Annotated in this window: 17 protein-coding genes; 4 read left to right on the top strand and 13 right to left on the bottom strand. The window is 71.9% G+C overall.

Annotated features, from left to right (window positions below):
- Positions 1 to 151 precede the first annotated feature (151 nt).
- Positions 152 to 838, top strand: coding sequence for a DUF4328 domain-containing protein (locus NBY69_RS23820; protein ID WP_250303338.1), 687 nt, complete (start codon positions 152 to 154; stop codon positions 836 to 838).
- A gap of 103 nt (positions 839 to 941) precedes the next feature.
- Here the strand turns inward: NBY69_RS23820 and NBY69_RS23815 are convergent, their stop codons facing one another.
- From NBY69_RS23815 to NBY69_RS23805, 3 genes are all read right to left on the bottom strand, one after another.
- Positions 942 to 1541 carry a hypothetical protein gene (locus tag NBY69_RS23815; RefSeq protein WP_250303337.1) on the bottom strand — a complete coding sequence of 200 codons (600 nt, stop codon included), beginning with the start codon at positions 1539 to 1541 and terminating at the stop codon, positions 942 to 944.
- Between the two features lie 136 nt (positions 1542 to 1677).
- Positions 1678 to 2253: a histidine phosphatase family protein gene (locus NBY69_RS23810; protein WP_250303336.1), complete on the bottom strand. Its 576-nt coding sequence runs from the start codon at positions 2251 to 2253 to the stop codon at positions 1678 to 1680.
- Positions 2254 to 2368: 115 nt separating this feature from the next.
- Positions 2369 to 3805 (bottom strand): PLP-dependent aminotransferase family protein, encoded by a 1437-nt coding sequence (locus NBY69_RS23805; RefSeq protein ID WP_250303335.1) that lies wholly within the window; start codon positions 3803 to 3805, stop codon positions 2369 to 2371.
- Between NBY69_RS23805 and NBY69_RS23800 the strand changes: the two genes are divergently transcribed.
- Together NBY69_RS23800 and NBY69_RS23795 are read left to right on the top strand one after the other, a co-directional pair.
- Positions 3804 to 4706, top strand: coding sequence for a DMT family transporter (locus NBY69_RS23800; protein ID WP_250303334.1), 903 nt, complete (start codon positions 3804 to 3806; stop codon positions 4704 to 4706). The two genes, NBY69_RS23805 and NBY69_RS23800, sit on opposite strands and share 2 nt — an antisense overlap.
- A gap of 142 nt (positions 4707 to 4848) precedes the next feature.
- A complete protein-coding gene (locus tag NBY69_RS23795) occupies positions 4849 to 5709 on the top strand; it encodes a 3-hydroxybutyryl-CoA dehydrogenase (protein ID WP_250303333.1) in 861 nt (286 codons plus the stop codon).
- A 97-nt stretch (positions 5710 to 5806) separates the two neighbouring features.
- Here NBY69_RS23795 and pheT read toward each other — a convergent pair whose 3' ends face one another.
- From pheT to infC, 7 genes are all read right to left on the bottom strand, one after another.
- Entirely contained in the window at positions 5807 to 8344 is a 2538-nt protein-coding gene (pheT, locus tag NBY69_RS23790; RefSeq protein WP_250303332.1) for a phenylalanine--tRNA ligase subunit beta, read from the bottom strand.
- Positions 8344 to 9471 (bottom strand): phenylalanine--tRNA ligase subunit alpha, encoded by a 1128-nt coding sequence (gene pheS / locus NBY69_RS23785; protein WP_250303331.1) that lies wholly within the window; start codon positions 9469 to 9471, stop codon positions 8344 to 8346. Before pheS ends, pheT begins: the two co-directional genes overlap by 1 nt.
- A gap of 167 nt (positions 9472 to 9638) precedes the next feature.
- Positions 9639 to 10775 (bottom strand): ATP-binding protein, encoded by a 1137-nt coding sequence (locus NBY69_RS23780; RefSeq protein ID WP_250303330.1) that lies wholly within the window; start codon positions 10773 to 10775, stop codon positions 9639 to 9641.
- A gap of 54 nt (positions 10776 to 10829) precedes the next feature.
- The gene (locus tag NBY69_RS23775) at positions 10830 to 11687 is read right to left on the bottom strand and encodes an RNA methyltransferase (protein ID WP_250303329.1); all 858 of its coding nucleotides are present in this window, start codon (positions 11685 to 11687) and stop codon (positions 10830 to 10832) included.
- A gap of 130 nt (positions 11688 to 11817) precedes the next feature.
- Complete coding sequence (gene rplT / locus NBY69_RS23770; RefSeq protein WP_250303328.1) at positions 11818 to 12204, bottom strand: 50S ribosomal protein L20; 387 nt, start codon at positions 12202 to 12204, stop codon at positions 11818 to 11820.
- 105 nt (positions 12205 to 12309) lie between these two features.
- Complete coding sequence (rpmI, locus tag NBY69_RS23765; RefSeq protein WP_003970213.1) at positions 12310 to 12504, bottom strand: 50S ribosomal protein L35; 195 nt, start codon at positions 12502 to 12504, stop codon at positions 12310 to 12312.
- Between the two features lie 122 nt (positions 12505 to 12626).
- The gene (infC, locus tag NBY69_RS23760; RefSeq protein WP_250303327.1) at positions 12627 to 13313 is read right to left on the bottom strand and encodes a translation initiation factor IF-3; all 687 of its coding nucleotides are present in this window, start codon (positions 13311 to 13313) and stop codon (positions 12627 to 12629) included.
- 363 nt (positions 13314 to 13676) lie between these two features.
- Between infC and NBY69_RS23755 the strand changes: the two genes are divergently transcribed.
- On the top strand, positions 13677 to 14042 hold the full coding sequence (locus tag NBY69_RS23755) for a DUF1844 domain-containing protein (RefSeq protein WP_250303326.1): 366 nt from the start codon (positions 13677 to 13679) through the stop codon (positions 14040 to 14042).
- A 20-nt stretch (positions 14043 to 14062) separates the two neighbouring features.
- On the opposite strand, the gene NBY69_RS23750 is transcribed toward NBY69_RS23755, so the two are convergent.
- The 3 genes from NBY69_RS23750 to mycP all read right to left on the bottom strand — a co-directional run bounded on the left by NBY69_RS23750 (position 14063) and on the right by mycP (position 17107).
- Positions 14063 to 14893 (bottom strand): MIP family channel protein, encoded by an 831-nt coding sequence (locus tag NBY69_RS23750; RefSeq protein WP_250303325.1) that lies wholly within the window; start codon positions 14891 to 14893, stop codon positions 14063 to 14065.
- A 136-nt stretch (positions 14894 to 15029) separates the two neighbouring features.
- Positions 15030 to 15755 carry an SseB family protein gene (locus tag NBY69_RS23745; protein WP_250303324.1) on the bottom strand — a complete coding sequence of 242 codons (726 nt, stop codon included), beginning with the start codon at positions 15753 to 15755 and terminating at the stop codon, positions 15030 to 15032.
- Between the two features lie 137 nt (positions 15756 to 15892).
- The gene (mycP, locus tag NBY69_RS23740; protein WP_250303323.1) at positions 15893 to 17107 is read right to left on the bottom strand and encodes a type VII secretion-associated serine protease mycosin; all 1215 of its coding nucleotides are present in this window, start codon (positions 17105 to 17107) and stop codon (positions 15893 to 15895) included.
- Positions 17108 to 17183: the final 76 nt, after the last annotated feature.

The raw sequence follows: 17183 nt of genomic DNA, 5'->3' as shown, positions 1-17183 counted from the left end.
CGCGGGCGCGTGTGAAGAGACAGCGGTTGCGGGGGTCAGGCTCCCTCAGCATGACCTCGCGCATCTCCCTTGCCGACAGACGGAGTTCGCACCGGTGGAAGCGTTCGGTGGCACGGCCGGTGTACGTGGTCGTCCGTGGAAGGATGGCGGGGTGAACGATCCCATAGCGCCGCCCGCCCTGCGCCCTGTCCGGGGCGCCGCCCACTGTGCCGTCGCCGCCTTCGCCCTCTCGGGTGCCACCTGGCTGGTCCGAGCGCTGTGGCAGCTTCGGCTCGCCGCGTCCGGGGTGCCTGCCGCCGGGCCGCCGGACCAGGGCGACGGCCGACACCGCCCGCTGACCGCCCTGGAGGACAGTTACCACCTGGTCAGCCGCCTGGGAGACGCAGCCACGGCGCTCTGCGTGATCGCGTTCCTGGCCTGGCTGCTCAACGCCCGGGACAACGCCCGTACCCTCTCGGGGAAACCGCCGCGCTACGCCTTGCCGTGGGTGTACGCGGGCTGGATCGTGCCCATCGCGAACCTGTGGGTGCCCCGCGGGATCGTCGCCGACATCCACCGCCGGTGCGCCCCGGGAGAGCGGCTGCCGCGCGCCGTGAACTGGTGGTGGGGCCTGTGGCTCGCCGGGACGCTGAGCGGGGTGGGCCTGATGTACACGGGCTCCACGGACCAGGTCATCGCCCGCACCTACACGGACGTACCCATGCTCCTGGTCGCCGACGCGGCTGTCATCGGCGCGGCGGCGGCAGGCATCTTCGTCGTCCGCGCGCTCACCGCGGCGCAGCAGCGCCACATCAACGGCTCCGCGGGGAACGACACCACCACCGGTACGACGGACTGACCGGCCGCCGTCCGCCCCTCGGTCCTGAACACGCCCGTGGCACCGTACCCGCGCTCCGCCCGCAGTTCCTCGGACCGGCCCGTTCCGGGCAGTTGACCGCCGCTCAGAACTTCCCTGTCAGCTCCTCGATCCGGTGCCCCGTCTGCCGCTCGGCTTCCGCGACGAACTCCCGGCTGAGCCGGGGCCAGTTCCAGAAGTCGACGGCCAGACTGCCCAGCGCGAAGCCGGGGGCCCAGAGCCACTCCGTCATCGGGATCGGCTTCACGCAGGAGGGGCAGCTGACACCGGCGTGCCCGGTCGCCCGCCAGGCCTCGATGCCCTGGCAGAAGGGCCGCCAGGCGTCCTCGTCCACTGCGTGGACGAGGCTCTGGTAGTCGATGAACCTGATCTCCCGCGCGCAGCGTGGACAGACGGCCGACACCGCCTCGGAGGCGCCCTGACCGCCGCAGTACTGGTTCCGGCCGACGATCACCGCCACCGGCCCCGGCGCGTCCGGCTCGTCCGACGCGTCGGAGACCGCTCGCGCCCAGTGCGGGCCCGGCAGATGGCCGACATCGGTGCCCATGCTGTACATGCCGTCGCGGGTGAGTTCGCGGGTGACGATGCCCTGTTCGACGAGCCAGTCGACCAGCCGGGGGGCGAGCCGTTCGGCTTCCTCCTGCGTCGCCTCGACATCGATGACCGTCTGGAAATGGTCGCCCATGGTCTCCCCCGCCTCGCAGCCCCGTACCGCACACCCGACTCGATGGGCCGGCGCTCGCCGATGAGTGACGGCCCCCACGCCCTTGATCCTGCACAATTCCGTCGGCCGCGTCGAGCTGTTCCGGCCCCTCGCGCTCTCAGCGAACGCCGGTCTCCAGCCGCAGACTCCAGCGGCCCGGCAGTCCGGTCAACGTCACGGTGGACAGCGGCCGGACATCGACGTTCCAGTACGTCGACGGCGGGGCCTTGAGCGCGTAGACCAGGGCGGCCCGGACGACGGACGGCTCCGCGACCGCGACGATCGAACCGTCGCAGGCGGGCCTGGTCTCCAGCCAGCCCCCTATCCGTGAGATGAAGCGCAGCAGCGACTCGCCGCCGTGCGGGGCCGAGCGGGGGTCGGCGAGCCAGGCGTCGACCGCCGCCGGTTCGCGCGCCGCCACCTCCGCCAGGGTGAACCCCCGCCAGCGACCCATGTCGCAGTCGCTCAGCGCGGGTTGCAGCAGCGGCGCGAACCCGAGCGCGTCGCCGGTGGCACGACTGCGGGCGGTGGGCGAGCAGTACCGCAGTTCGGCCGCCGCGAGCGGCACCAGGGCACTCGCGGAGAGCTGCACCTCGTGCCAGCCCGTCTGATCGAGTGGCCGGTCGTCGTCGAACCGCTCGGCGAGCCGGGAGGAACTGCGCGCAGCGGTGACCAGCGTGACGCGAACGCTCATGGCCGCGATCGTGCGACTGAAACCCGGGCAGGTCAAGAGTCCTGACCCGAACGACCGGCCGGAGTCCGGGAGCGGGCGGACGGCGCCCGTCCCGTACCGCGGCCCCGGTGTGCCGTCAGCCGAACGCCTCGTCGCAGGCCGTGCGCAACCGCCGTACCCCCTCGGTGATCTCACCCCGGCTCGCCACCCCGGCGAAGCTCAGCCGCAGGTGCGGGGCCGGCGGCTCGGCCGGGAAGTAGGGGCGGCCCGGTGCGACGGCGACGCCCGCGCGGAGAGCCGCGGAGACGACGGCGCCCTCGTCCGACCTGTCGGGCAGCCGCAGCCAGAGGTGGTAGCCGCCGGTGGGCACGTGCGGGAGTTCCAGTTCGGGGAGGCTGCCGCGGAGCGCCGCGGTGAGCGTGTCCCTCCGGTCCCTCAACTCCATGGCCACAGAGCGCAGATGACGGTTCCAGGCGGGCGAGCCGACCAGCTCGACGGTGGCCTCCTGGAGGGGGCGGGGGACGAAGAAGCTCTCGACGATCTGGATGGAGCGCAGCCGTTCCAGTACGGGACCGCGAGCGGCGAGTGCGCCCACCCGCAGGCTGGGCGACGTGGCCTTGGTGAGTGAGCAGACGTGGACGACCACGCCGTCCTGGTCGTCGGTGGCCAGCGGTTTCGGCAGCGGCCCCGCGTCCTCGTGCACCAGCCGGCGGACGAAGTCGTCCTCGACGACGAACGCCCCCGCCTCGCGGGCGATGCGCAGTACCTCGGGCCGGCGCTCGGCGCTGAGCACCGCGCCGGTCGGGTTCTGGAAGAGCGGCTGGCAGACGAAGACGCGGGCCCCGGTGGCCCGGAAGGCCGCGGCGAGCAGCTCCGGGCGTACGCCGTCGGGGTCCACCGGCACCGGGACCGGACGCAGCCCCGCCGCACGGGCGATGGCCAGCATGCCGGGATAGGTGGGTGACTCGACGAGGACGGGGGCGCCCGGCGGAGCGAGGGCGCGCAGTGCGGTGGTGAGCGCGCTCTGGCCGCCCGCGGTGACGAGCACCTCGGCCTCCGTGACCGGCCCGCCGATGCCACGGGCGAACCACTCGCGCAGTTCGGGGATGCCGTCCACGGGTGGTCGCCCCCACGCTCCCGGCCTGCGGCCCGCGCGTGCGAGGGCGGCGGCCATGGCCCGTTCCGGCCGGAGCGAGGAGTGCAGATAGCCGCTGTTGAACTCGATGACGCCCGAGGGCGGAGCCGCGAGTGTGACCAGCACGCCGGAGGCGTCGACCGCGCGGGGGGCCGCGTCCGTGGCCCCGTCCGCGCTGAGCGCGACCTCCTGCCAGGAGGTGTCGCCGGGGGCCTGGGTGTCGTTACGCGGCTGCGCGCGGAACACCCCCGCGCCCGGACGGGTCACGACGAGCCCTTCGGCTGCCAGCTGGGCAAGCGCGCGGGAGACCGTCACGGGACTCACCCGATGGGTCTCGACCATGGCCCGACTGGACGGCAGCTTTCCACCAATCGGATAGCGGTTCAGCTCCGCCTTCAACGATGCCACCAGTTCGGCCACACTGCTACGCTGATTCATGACAGCACAGGATAGCGCTACTCCCGAGACGTCGATAGCAGTCAGCAGAAGCGGAACGCTGCTCGGCGTGCTGGCCGTCGCCTCCTTCTCACTGACGTTCCCCGCGACGGCCTGGGGGCTCGAAGGCTTCGGGCCCTGGTCGCTCGTCTCCGTGCGCTGCGCGCTCGCCGCACTGATCGCGGGCGGTTGCCTGCTCGCACTGCGCGCCCCGCTGCCCGAGCGCCGCCAGTGGGCCGGTCTCGCCGTGGTGGCCAGCGGGGTGGTCGTGGGCTTCCCGCTGCTCACCACGCTGGCACTGCAGACCTCCACGACCTCCCACGCCGCCGTGGTGGTGGGGCTGCTGCCGCTCACCACAGCCACGTACTCCGCCGTACGGACCGGGGCCCGGCCCTCCCGCACCTTCTGGATCGCCGCGCTCGCCGGGGCCGCCGTGGTGATCGCCTTCACCGTGCAGCAGTCCGGCGGGGCACTGTCCACCGGTGACATGTATCTCTTCGGGGCCCTGCTGATCTGCGCCGCGGGCTACTCCGAGGGCGGCCGGCTGGCCAGGGAGATGCCGGGCTGGCGGGTGATCGGCTGGGCACTGGTGCTGTGCCTGCCCCTGGCCCTGCCCGTCGCGGCCGTGACGCTGGCCGTCGAGCCGGTCCGTCTCACCGGGCACAGCATCGCCGGACTGCTCTGGCTGGCGGCCGGATCGCAGTTCCTGGGCCTGATCGTCTGGTACCGGGCGATGGCGGAGATCGGGGTCGCCAAGGCCAGCCAGCTCCAGCTCGCACAGCCGCTGCTGACCCTGGTCTCCTCGGTCCTCCTGCTCGGCGAACAGCTGCCGGTCGCCGCTCCGGTGGCGGCCGTCGCGGTCCTCGTGTGCATCGCGGTCACCCAGCGAGTAAAGACCGGATAGACCCTGATGTTGCGATTTGTCCAGTGAGCGACTGTTAACCCGGCCCCCAGACCACCCACCGGTCAGAGGTAACGTCTGGGGGCCGGGCGGGCGCCGGGAGCATACGGGGAACTCGCCCGCGACGATCTGCGAAAGGCTGGATGTGACCGACATCGAACGCGTCGGAGTGGTGGGCTGCGGCCAGATGGGCGCGGGTATTGCAGAGGTCTGCGCCCGTAGCGGCCTGGAGGTGAAGGTCGCCGAGACCACCGGTGAGGCTCTGGAGATAGGCCGCACCCGGCTCCACAACTCCCTCTCGAAGGCCGCGGAGCGCGGCAAGATCACCGAGGAGGAGCGCGACGCGACGCTCGGCCGGCTGAGCTTCACCACCGACCTCGGGGAGTTCGCCGACCGCGATCTCGTCATCGAGGCCGTCGTGGAGAACGAGCAGGTCAAGACCGAGATCTTCCAGGTCCTCGACCAGGTCGTGACCAGCCAGGACGCCATCCTGGCCTCCAACACCTCCTCCATCCCGCTGGTGAAGCTGGCCGTCGCGACGTCCAGGCCGGACCAGGTCATGGGCATCCACTTCTTCAACCCGGCCCCCGTGCAGCAGCTCGTCGAGCTGATCCCGGCGCTGACCACCTCCGACGAGACCGTCCGGCGCTCCGAGGCGCTGGTGCAGGACGTGCTCGGCAAGCACGCGATCCGCGCCCAGGACCGCTCCGGTTTCGTGGTCAACGCGCTCCTCATCCCGTATCTGCTCTCCGCGATCCGGATGTTCGAGTCGGGCATCGCGAGCCGCGAGGACATCGACAACGGCATGGAGATGGGCTGCGCCCATCCGATGGGTCCGCTGAAGCTCTCCGACCTGATCGGCCTGGACACGGTCGCTTCGGTCGCGGACTCGATGTACGCCGAGTACAAGGAGCCGCTGTACGCCGCTCCCCCGCTGCTCCAGCGGATGGTGGACGCCGGACGGCTCGGCCGTAAGACGGGGTCGGGCTTCTACCCGTACTCCTGACCCGGACGAGTGAGGGGCGTGTCCGGTGGTCCGGACACGCCCCTCAGCAGATCGCTCTGCGCCACCTCCGCCGACCGGCACGGTGGCCCGGCAGGACCTACGCCCCGCGCAGCACCGCCCCGGTCCGCTCCGTGGCGAGTGCGACAGCCGCGTCCCGCGCGGTCGTCGCCTCGTCCACGGTGAGCGTGCGGTCCGCCGCGCGGAAGCGCAGCGCGTACGCCAGGGACTTCTTGCCCGCACCGATCTGGTCACCGGTGAAGACGTCGAACAGCCGCAGCGACTCGAGGAGTTCACCCGCGCCCTCGCGCAGCGCCGCCTCGACGTCGGCGGCAGGCACACCCGCCGGGACGATCAGCGCGACGTCCTGGGTCGCCACCGGGAAGACGGAGATCCGGGGCGCGACGAGCACGGTGGTCGCCCGCTCCAGCACATCCAGCTCGATCTCCATCGCGCAGGTGCGCTCCGGGAGATGGAACGCCTTGATGACGCGCGGGTGCAGTTCGCCCGCGTGACCGGCGAGTACGTCCTCGCCGTCCACGGTGACGTACAGCGCGGCGCAACGGCCGGGGTGCCACGGCTCGTTGCGGTCACCGCGGACGGTCAGCTCGACACCGGCCTCGCGGGCGACGGTACGGGCCGCCTCGACGGCGTCCGCCCAGTCGGCCGGGCGGCCCTTGCCCCACCAGCCGGACTGCTCGCGCGCACCGGTCAGAACGGCGGCGATGCGGCGCGGCTGGTGCGGCAGTGCGGCGTCGAGCCCGGCGATCTCCTCGTCCGTGGGCCTGCGGTCGACGGGCAGCCGCGCGGGCACGCCCTGGCCGTCGTTCTCCGCGGGCCGGGGGACGAAGACCAGGCCGGTCTCGAAGAGCGCGAGGTCGTGCGAGCCGCGTCCGGTGTTGCGCCGCAGCGCGCCGAGCAGACCCGGCAGCAGCGTGGTGCGCAGCGCGGGCTCCTCGTCGGAGAGCGGGTTGACCAGCTTGACCGTGTCACGGCGGGGGTCGTCGGCGGCCAGGCCGAGCTGGTCGAACGCCGCGTCGCCGAGGAACGGGTAGCTCAGTGCCTCGACGAAGCCGACACCGGCCAGCGCGCGGCCGACCCTGCGGTGCAGCCGCTGCCGCGCGGTCAGCCCGCGGCCCGCCGGGGGCCTGGGCAGCGTCGAGGGGAGGTTCTCGTACCCCTCCAGGCGGATGACCTCTTCGGCCAGGTCGTTGGGGTAGGCGAGGTCGGGGCGCCAGGACGGCACGGTGACGACCAGTTCGTCCTGCCCGTAGACGTCACAGCCGACCTGCTGGAGGCGGCGTACGACGGTCTCGCGGCCGTAGGCGACGCCGGCCACCCGGTCGGGGTGGTCGGCGGGCATCGAGATGGTGCGCGGCGCGGACGGCGCGATGATCTCGGTGACGCCGGGCTCCGCGGTGCCGCCCGCGAGCAGCACGAGGAGGTCGACGGTCCGCTGGGCGGCTGCCGAGGCGGCCTCCGGGTCGACGCCCCGCTCGAAGCGCTTGGACGCCTCGGAGGCCAGCTTCTGACGGCGGGCGGTGCGCGAGATGGAGAGCGCGTCGAAGTGCGCGGCCTCGATGACGACCTCGGTGGTGCCCCGGACCTGTCCGGTGGCGGGGTCGGGCTGCGCGTCGGCGATCTCGGTGTTGGCGCCGCCCATCACCCCGGCCAGGCCGATGGGGCCGCGGTTGTCGGTGATGACGAGGTCGCCCGCGTCGAGGACGCGCGCGACGCCGTCGAGCGTGGTGAACTTCTCGCCGGGCTCCGCCCTGCGCACCCCGATCGGCCCGTCGATCCGGGTCCGGTCGTAGGCGTGCAGCGGCTGGCCGAGCTCCAGCATCACGTAGTTGGTGATGTCGACGGCGAGCGAGATCGGGCGCATCCCGGCCTTCTGCAGACGGCGCTGCAGCCAGATCGGGGAACGGGCCTCGGGGTCGAGACCGACGACCGTACGCGCGGTGAAGCGGTCGCAGCCGTCGGGGGCGGCGATCCGCACCGGGTATCCGTCCGCGTTCGGCGCGGGCACGTCCAGCAGCGCCGGGTCGCTCAGCGGCAGGCCGTAGGCGGTGGCGGTCTCCCGGGCCACGCCGCGGATCGACAGGGCGTACCCGCGGTCCGGGGTGACGGCGATGTCCAGGACCTCGTCGACCAGTTCGAGCAGCGCGATGGCGTCGGTGCCGACCTCGTGCTCGGGCGGCAGCACGATGATGCCGTGCGAGCCGTCGTCGCCCATGCCCAGCTCGTCGCCGGAGCAGATCATGCCGTGCGAGGTCTTGCCGTACGTCTTGCGCGCGGCGATGGCGAAGTCACCGGGCAGGACCGCGCCCGGCAGGACCACGACGACCTTGTCGCCGACGGCGAAGTTCCGGGCGCCGCAGACGATCTCCTGCGGCTCGCCGGTGCCGTTGGCCGTGCCGACGTCGACGGTGCAGAACCGGATCGGCTTCTTGAAGCCCTCCAGCTCCTCGATGGTGAGGACCTTGCCGACGACCAGCGGGCCCTTGAGGCCGGCGCCGATCTGCTCGACCGTCTCGACCTCCAGACCGACGCCGATGAGCTTGGCCTGTACGTCACGGCCGGTCTCGGTGGCGGGGAGATCGACGTACTCCCGCAGCCAGGAAAGCGGGACCCGCATCAGATCTCCATCCCGAACGGCCGGGTGAAACGGATGTCACCCTCGACCATGTCTCGCATGTCTTCGACGTTGTGGCGGAACATCAGCATCCGTTCGATGCCGAACCCGAAGGCGAATCCGCTGTACTTCCCGGGGTCGACGCCACAGGCGGTCAGCACCTTGGGGTTGACCATCCCGCAGCCGCCCAGCTCGATCCAGCCCTCGCTGGAGCAGGTACGGCACGGGCGGTCGGGGTTGCCCACCGACGCGCCGCGGCAGACGTAGCACTGCATGTCCATCTCGGCGGACGGCTCGGTGAACGGGAAGTAGTTCGGGCGCAGCCGGGTGGTCATGTCCTGGCCGAAGAGCGACTGCACCATGTGGTCCAGGGTGCCCTTGAGGTCGGCCATGGTCAGGCCCTCGTCCACGGCGAGCAGCTCGATCTGGTGGAAGACCGGGGTGTGCGTGGCGTCCAGCTCGTCGGTGCGGTAGACCCGCCCCGGGCAGACGACGTAGACGGGCGGCTCACGGTCGAGCAGCGTACGGGCCTGGACGGGCGAGGTGTGGGTGCGCAGCACGACACCGGACTCGTCGCCCTCGGTGCCCTCCGGGCCCTGGACGAAGAAGGTGTCCTGCATCTGCCGGGCCGGGTGGTCCGGGGTGAAGTTCAGGGCGTCGAAGTTGAACCACTCCGCCTCGACCTCCGGGCCCTCGGCGACCTCGTACCCCATGGCGACGAAGATGTCCGCGACCCGCTCCATGAACGTGGTCAGCGGGTGGCGGGCGCCGGCGGGCGTGCGGTCGTGGGGCAGTGTGACGTCCACTGCCTCCTCGACCAGGACGCGCTCGTCGCGCTCGGTCTCCAGCTCGGCCTGGCGGGCCGCGAGGGCCTTGTTCACCGCGCCGCGCGCCATGCCCACGCGCTTGCCCGCCTCGGCCTTGGCCTGGGGCGGCAGCGCACCGATCTCGCGGTTGGCGAGCGCCAGCGGCGAGGTGCCGCCGGTGTGCGCCGTCTTCGCGTGTGCGAGCGCGTCGAGGTCGCCCGCGGCGGCGAAGGCGGCGAGCGCCTCGCTCCGCATGCGCTCGATCTCTTCCGGTTTCAGTGCCTCGACCTCAACTGGGTCGTACGACTTGTTCGGTGCCGACATCTCTTCCCGTACTTCCGATTGGCTGGCTGAGGCGACCACCTCGCCGACAGCGACGTCAAGGACGCAAACGTGCCAAAGGTCGAGTCTAGAGGTCTCAGGGGGGCGAAGAAGCCCGCGGTCCGTTCCGGCTCTCCCGTCGCCCCGGCGTGATGCCGTGCGACGGGTCCCTATTTCAGGTGGGCCGGAGTACCCACGGGCAGGATAAATCGGAATTCGGCGCCGCCGCCGGGCCCGCGGCCCACGGTGATCGTCCCGCCGTGCGCCTCGATGATGCCCTTGACGATGTACAGGCCGAGCCCGGTCCCACCGCGTTTGCTGCCCCGCCAGAACCGGGTGAAGACACGGCTCATCGACTCCTCGGGGATACCGGGGCCTTCGTCGGTCACGGTGACACCCGTTCCCTTCTCGTCGTCCTTCGCGGCGGCCGGCGCCACCTCGATGGTGACGGTTCCCTCGCCGTGGCGCACCGCGTTTTCCAGCAGGTTGCCCAGCACCTGGTCGACCTTGTCCGGGTCCGCCCACAGATCGGGCAGCGGCTGCTGGATGCGGACCACGAACCGGTCGGGGTCCTGTCCGGACGCGGTGTGTGCCTGGATGTGCCGGTCCACTGCGGCGCCGATGTCCACCGGCTGGCGGCGCAGCTCCAGGCGGCCCGAGTCGATGCGGGAGATGTCGAGCAGCTCGGCGATCAGCCGGGTCACGCGGTTGGCGTCGGCGTCGACGGTCTCCAGCATGAGCCGCTTCTGGGCGTCGGTGAAGCGCTCCCATTTGGCGAGCAGGGTCGCGGTGAAGCCTTTGACCGAGGTCAGCGGGGAGCGCAGTTCGTGCGCGACGGTGGCTATCAGCTCGGCGTGGCTGCGCTCGGTGCGCCGCCGGGCCTCGGTGCCCCGGAGCGAGATCACCAGCCGCCGCACGGGCCCGGTGGGGTGCTCCCGTATGTAGCGTGCGGAGACCAGCACCTCCCGGCCGCCGGGCAGGAGCAGATTGCGCTCGGGCTGTCCGTGCCGGATGGCGAGTCCGCCGTACGGATCGGTCAGCGTCCACCAGCGGCGGCCCTTGAGGTCCTCCAGGGGCAGCGCCTGCTCCAGCGGGGAGCCGAGTGCGGCTTCCTTCGGTACGGCGGTGATCCGTGCGGCGGCGGTGTTGAAGCAGACGACCCGGCCGTTCTCGTCGGCGACGACGAGGCCGTCGGGCAGGTCGTCCGGGGCCACGCCCTGGTACGCCTGTACCTCGCCCGGTCCGCCGTACCCGTCCGGTGGCGATCCGTGTCCGTGCGCCGACGTACTGTCCGCTGAGACGGCCATCCCCGTATCCCACCTCTCCGAATAGCGCAGTGGGCCCCCGAGTTGGCCACCCTACTAGCTGGAGGTGACGGAGCGGCACCCTCCCGCAGCACGCTGCGCACGGGCGGACGCGTAGAGGCACACGGCGGCGGCCGTCGCGAGGTTGAGGCTCTCCGCCCTGCCGTGGATGGGGACGCGGACCACGGCGTCGGCGAGCGCCCTGGTCTCCTCGGGCAGCCCCCACGCCTCGTTGCCGAACACCCAGGCGCTCGGCCCGCCCATGGTGCCCGCGTCGAGTTCGGCGTCCAGGTCGTCGTCGCCCGCGCCGTCGGCCGCGAGGATCCGTACGCCCGCGGCCTTCAGCCCGGCGACGGCCTGCTCGACGGGGACGCCCACCGCGACCGGCAGATGGAAGTGCGAACCGACCGACGCCCGGACGGACTTGGGGTTGTACAGGTCGACGGAGGCGTCGGTGAGGACGACGGCGTCGGCCCCGGCGGCGTCCGCGCAGCGCAGCACCGTCCCGGCGTTCCCCGGGTCGCGGACGTTCGCGAGGACCGCCACCAGCCTGGGGCGCGCGGCGAGGATCTCCTCGAACGGCGAGTCCAGGAAGCGGCAGACGCCGACCAGGCCCTGCGGGGTGACGGTCTGGGAGAGTTCGGCGAGCACCTCGTCGGCGGCGAGATGGATCCGTGCGCCGCCGGACCGGGCCGCCTCGACGATGGACTCGTACCGTTCGGCGGCCTCGACGGTGGTGAACAGCTCGGTCAGGGTCGGCTCGCCGCCCACCCGGTGCCGGACCGCCTCACGCACGGCCTGCGGCCCCTCGGCGATGAACCGGCGTTCCTTGGTACGGAAGTTGCGCCGGGCGAGCCGCTTGGCGGCGGCGACGCGCGGGGAACGCGGGGAGATCAGCTCGGCGGGGGTGCCCATGGTCGGCGTTTCACCTTACGTACGTACGGAACTGCGGAGCGTCCGGACGGCGGTGCGTCCGGAGTGTGGAACACAGCGGACCCGCAGGCGGTGTCCGCCTGCGGGTCCTCCGTTGAAGAGCTTGCCTGGATCAGGCAGCGGTCTTCGGCGCGTTGACGTCGCTCGGGAGCGCCTTCTGCGCGACCTCGACCAGCGCGGCGAACGCGTTGGTGTCGTTGACGGCCAGCTCGGCGAGGATCTTGCGGTCCACCTCGATGTTGGCGGCCTTCAGACCCTGGATGAGGCGGTTGTACGTCATGCCGTTCTGGCGGGCAGCGGCGTTGATGCGCTGGATCCACAGCTGACGGAAGTCGCCCTTGCGCTTCTTGCGGTCGTTGTAGTTGTAGACCAGGGAGTGGGTGACCTGCTCCTTGGCCTTGCGGTACAGGCGCGAACGCTGACCGCGGTAGCCCTTGGCCGCTTCGAGAATTGCCCGGCGCTTCTTGTGGGCGTTGACTGCCCGCTTGACGCGTGCCACTAGTTGACTCCTTGTAGCGGGGCCGTGGGTGAACTCACACGGCCCGGAAACGAATTGGTCCCGGTCCCGATATCGCGCCCCCGACGGTCACCGGGGGCTGCGACATCACTTGCCGAGAAGCTTCTTGATCTTCTTGGCGTCGGCCGGGGCCACCACGACGGTGCCGGTCAGCGAACGCGTCTTCTTGGACGACTTGTGCTCAAGCAGGTGGCGCTTGCCGGCGCGCTCACGGAGCACCTTGCCGGAGCCGGTGATCTTGAAGCGCTTGCTGGCACCGCTGTGCGTCTTGTTCTTCGGCATCGCGCCGTTCTCTCCTCGTCAGTGACGCTCCCCCGGTGCGGGCACCGGCAGCCAGGAGCGTCAGATCGTTGGTATGTGTTCCGGGCGGAACCCCGGGGCCGCCTGGGTGGCGGCCCCCCTGGTCACGCTTCGGAGGTGGTCTCGGACGGTGCTTCGGCCTCCGCCTCGGCCGGAGCCTCGGTGGCCTCGTCCGCGGACCCCTCGGTCGCGTAGCCCTGGCGCTCCGCCTTGCGGGCGGCCTGAGCCTCGCGCGCCTCGGCCATGGCCTCGGTCTTCTTCTTGTGCGGGCCAAGAACCATGATCATGTTTCGGCCGTCCTGCTTCGGGTTCGACTCGATGAACCCGAGGTCCTCGACGTCCGAAGCGAGACGCTGGAGCAGCCGGAAGCCCAGTTCGGGACGGGACTGCTCACGGCCACGGAACATGATCGTGATCTTGACCTTGTCGCCCTGCTTGAGGAAGCGCACGACGTGACCCTTTTTGGTGTCGTAGTCGTGCGGGTCGATCTTCGGCCGGAGCTTCATCTCCTTGATGACCGTGTGCGCCTGGTTCTTGCGCGCCTCACGGGCCTTCATGGCCGACTCGTACTTGAACTTCCCGTAATCCATGAGCTTGCACACGGGCGGACGGGCGGTCGCCGCGACCTCGACCAGGTCGAGGTCGTACTCCTGTGCCAGCTCCAGGGCCTTGGCAAGCGGCACGATGCCGACCTGCTCGCCACTGGGTCCGACAAGTCGCACCTCGGGAACGCGAATCCGGTCGTTGATGCGGGGCTCGGCGCTGATGGATCCTCCTCGGTAGCACCACACGGCTCTCTGGCAGACAGCCGCGTAACGTCTGTATCGACAGACCAACCGCACTGGAACATGAAAAACGCCCCGGACGGGACACAGGCGGGAGCTCCTCACATACCGGAGCACCGCCGCGTCAACCGCGGGGCGCACATCGGGTGGCTTCCATCGTCCGTACGGAACGATGGGCGCCGCCTGACCGGTGACCCGCCGTCCCGGAGGACAGTCAGGTGGGAGATCGGAGCCTCCACTTGTGGGCCGAGCACATAGGTGTCCGGCCGGTCGTTACACAAGGTTAGCAGCTCGCCCGTATCCGGGCCAATCCCGCGCTCCCCCGGCCTCCGCGCGGGGGCCGGGGCGCCACCGCATATCGTGTGCGTCATGAGCGACGCGACCCCTACCCCCGAAGAAGCCCCCGGCTTCGACTCCATGACCCGCGACATCGCGGACGTCCCCGCGGTCGAGGTGATCACGACGGTCGCAGTGCATCTGATGAGCTCGGCAGCCGTCAACCTCGGCCTCGCCGAGGACGGCGAGAAGCACAAGGACCTGGACGAGGCGCGGAAGCTGATCCAGGCGCTGGCCGGACTGGTGACGGCCAGCGCCACGGAGATCAGCTCCTTCCACGCGGCTCCGCTGCGCGACGGCCTGAAGTCGCTCCAGCTGGCGTTCCGCGAGGCGTCGGTCGTACCCGACGAGCCCGGCCAGGGCCCCGGCGAGAAGTACACCGGGCCGGTCTACGGCTGAGGGACCGACCCGGTTCCTTCTTACGACTGCGGCCGGGAGCCGCGCCGGGGCCACAGGGTCCCGCGCGGACCGGCCGGAGCCTCCCCGGCGAGGGCTTCCCCGGCGAGGGCTTCCCCGGCCGGGGCCCCGCCCGCCGGGGACGGGGACTCCTCGTCGTGGCCGGTGAATCCCGCGGGGTGGGTGAACCGGTGGACGAGCGCCGCGAGCGCCCCGCCGATCAGCGGGGCGACGATGAACAGCCACACCTGGGAGAGCGCGGGACTTCCGGCGAAGATGGCCGGACCCAGACTCCGCGCCGGGTTCACCGAGGTGCCGGTCAGCGGGATGCCGACCAGGTGGACGGCGCCGAGCGCCAGGCCGATGGGGAGCCCGTCGAAGCCCGTGACCGCCACCTTGTGCGTGACGGCCAGCACGACGAAGACGAACACGAAGGTGAGCGCCACTTCCACCAGGAAGGCGCCGCCCAGGTTGAGGTGCACGGCCGAGCGGCTGTCGTAGCCGTTGCTGCCGAACAGCCCGTGGGTCTTGAGCCCCGGCACCTGCTTGGCGAGCAGGAAGAGGAGCGCCGCGCCGACGATGCCGCCGGCCAGCTGCGCCACCCAGTACTCCACCGCCGTGCGCACCTTCATCCGCCCGGCCACCAGCATGCCCATCGTCACGGCCGGGTTGATGTGGCAGCCCGAGATCGCGCCCAGCGAGTAGGACAGCGCCAGCATGGTGAATCCGAAGGTGAGCGCGATACCGAAGGCGCCGATGTACTCGGCGGCGAGAACCGCGGCGCCCACGGCGACGAACACCAGCAGCAGAGTTCCCAGGAACTCCGCACCTATCCTCCGCGTCTCCGTCTCCATACCTCACACCTCACGAAGATTGTCGGATTTCTCCGCAATTATTCGTCGAGTGAGGCGTCTCTGCCTGTCGGGGCCGTATCTCCGCCCGTCAAGGCCGGAGCGGGCGCCACCCGTCAAGGTCGGAGCGGGCCCCGGGTCAGCGCGCGAAGAGCGGGGCGTTGGGCGCGGGCGCGTCGGCCGGCAGCAGTGCCAGATCCAGCCCGCGCACCAGCCGTGCCCGCAGCACCTCGTCGGCCGCCAGCGCCGTCGCGACGGCGCCCGCCGCCGCCTGCTCCGTGCCCGGCGTCAGCACCAGGGCCAGCGTGCCGTCGGCCCGGCCGGGGCCGAGGTGGGCGCGGAGTACGCCGGGATGTGCGGCGACCACACCCCGTACCGCTTCCACGACGGCCGGGTCGTCGAGCGGGTCCGCGCTGGTGCGGCCCTCGGCCAGGGCCAGCAGCGCCGGACCCGTCAGCTCGTACGGGACGGGCCCCGCCAGGTCGAGCAGCAGGGTGTCGGCCCGCTCGTGGGCGGCGGCCTGGAGCGCCTGGTGCAGCGGTACGGCGACCGGCCGGGCCTGCGGGTCCCAGCGGGCCAGCGACTCGGTCGAGGTGAAGGCGGGGAGCGCCCTGCGGTCACCGGCCTGGAGCGTGGGGACCGCCATGTCGCTGGACTTCTCGCGGCGCAGCCCGTCCTCGCCGGTCTCCGCCTCCCCCAGGATCGCCACGACCGGGACCAGCAGCCGGGCGCCCTTCAGGGCCTCCAGCACCTGGGGCTCCGCCGCCCTGTCCTGCGACCAGGCGGCGAGCGCCGCGGCCAGCCCGGGGTCGGCGGTGCCGTCGTCTTCGGAGAATCCGGGGTCCGGAATGTTCTTGAGCGCCACGCCCCGAGCCTAGCCGCCGGGGCCGCGGCTGCTTCACGGGGCTGCGGTTCGTTCAGGGGGCCGCGGCTGTCTGATCGCCGGGGCAGGCCACCCGGGCCGCCGGTGTCCCGGTGGTCGGGAGTGCGGCACGGCCGCCGTCACGGCCGTCGGCGATAACGGCTGAAGCCCGCGCCGCGCACCCTTCCCGCTCCGCCGGGACCGCCGCGCCACAGCACCACGCCGGCCGCCAGCAGCAGTACGCCCACGCTGCCCGCGAGCGGCACGAGCCAGCCCGCCGGACCGTCGTCGCCGGACGCGGATTCCGGGCCGGGGCCGAAGTACTTCCTCCCGTAGGCGGCGGAGTCCGTACGGATGCTGTCGGGCGCCTTCCGCGCCGCAGCCCTGAGCGCTGCCGCCGGGTCGACGATGCCGTAGCCGTGGGCGTCGTCCCGCCCGCCCCGGGGAGCGCTGCGGGCGGTGTCCGTGAGCAGCTTCTTGATCTGGGCGGGGGTCAGATCCGGGTGCGCGGCGCGTACCAGCGCGACCGCTCCGGAGACGAAAGCCGAGGCGGCGCTGGTGCCCCAGCCCTCGTAGTACTTGTGGTCGGGGTCGGCGATCACCACGTCGACCCCCGGGGCGCTCACGGTGGCGTACCAGCGGCGGGTGGAGAACGAGGCGTGCGTGCCGTACCGGTCGACGGCCGCCACCGCGATCACTCCCGGGTAGGCGGCCGGGTAGGAGATGTGGTCGCCCTTCTCCCCGCCGTTGCCCGCCGACGCGACCACGACCGCGCCCTTGGAGAGGGCGTACTGGATGGCGTCGTCCTGGCCCGCTTCCGGGCGGGCGGACGCGCTGTCGTCGCCGAGCGAGAGGTTGATGACGTCGGCGTGGTGGTCGGCCGCCCAGCGGATGCCGTCGGCGAGGGCGCCGCCGCGGGACTCACGGGCCTTCTTGATGGCCGGGTCGCTGCCTTCGAGGATGACCCGGACCGGCAGGATGCGTGCCTCGGGGGCGATGCCCAGGACGCCTTCGCTGTCGTCCGGGCCGTGGCCGTGGCCCGCGATGATCCCGGCCATGGCGGTGCCGTGCCGGGCCCAGGACCGGTCGCCGGGCCCCGCCCCGAAACCGATCAGGTCCTTGGCGGGCAGTACCTGTCCCGCGAGGTCGGGGTTGGTGGCGTCGACGCCGGTGTCCAGGACGGCGACCGTGATGCCCTTGCCCTTGGTCGTCCGCCAGGCCTGCTGGGTGTGCATGGCGTCCAGTTCCCACTGCTGGGCGCGGATGGAGTCGGCGCGCGCGGGTGCGGCGGGCAGTACGGCGAAGGCCGCGGCGGCCAGCGCGGCCGTGACTGCGGTGGGTCCTTGGCGTCTCATCAGGATTCTCCGTGGCGGCGACTCGTCAGGGCTTCTCGGCGGCGGCGCACCGGGGCCTCCCGGTGGCGGCGCGTCA

This window comes from Streptomyces sp. A 4/2, assembly GCF_940670765.1.
Classification (GTDB): Bacteria; Actinomycetota; Actinomycetes; order Streptomycetales; family Streptomycetaceae; genus Streptomyces.
The sequence above is the reverse complement of the archived record's forward strand: the minus strand, read 5'-3'. Positions and strand labels throughout refer to the sequence as shown.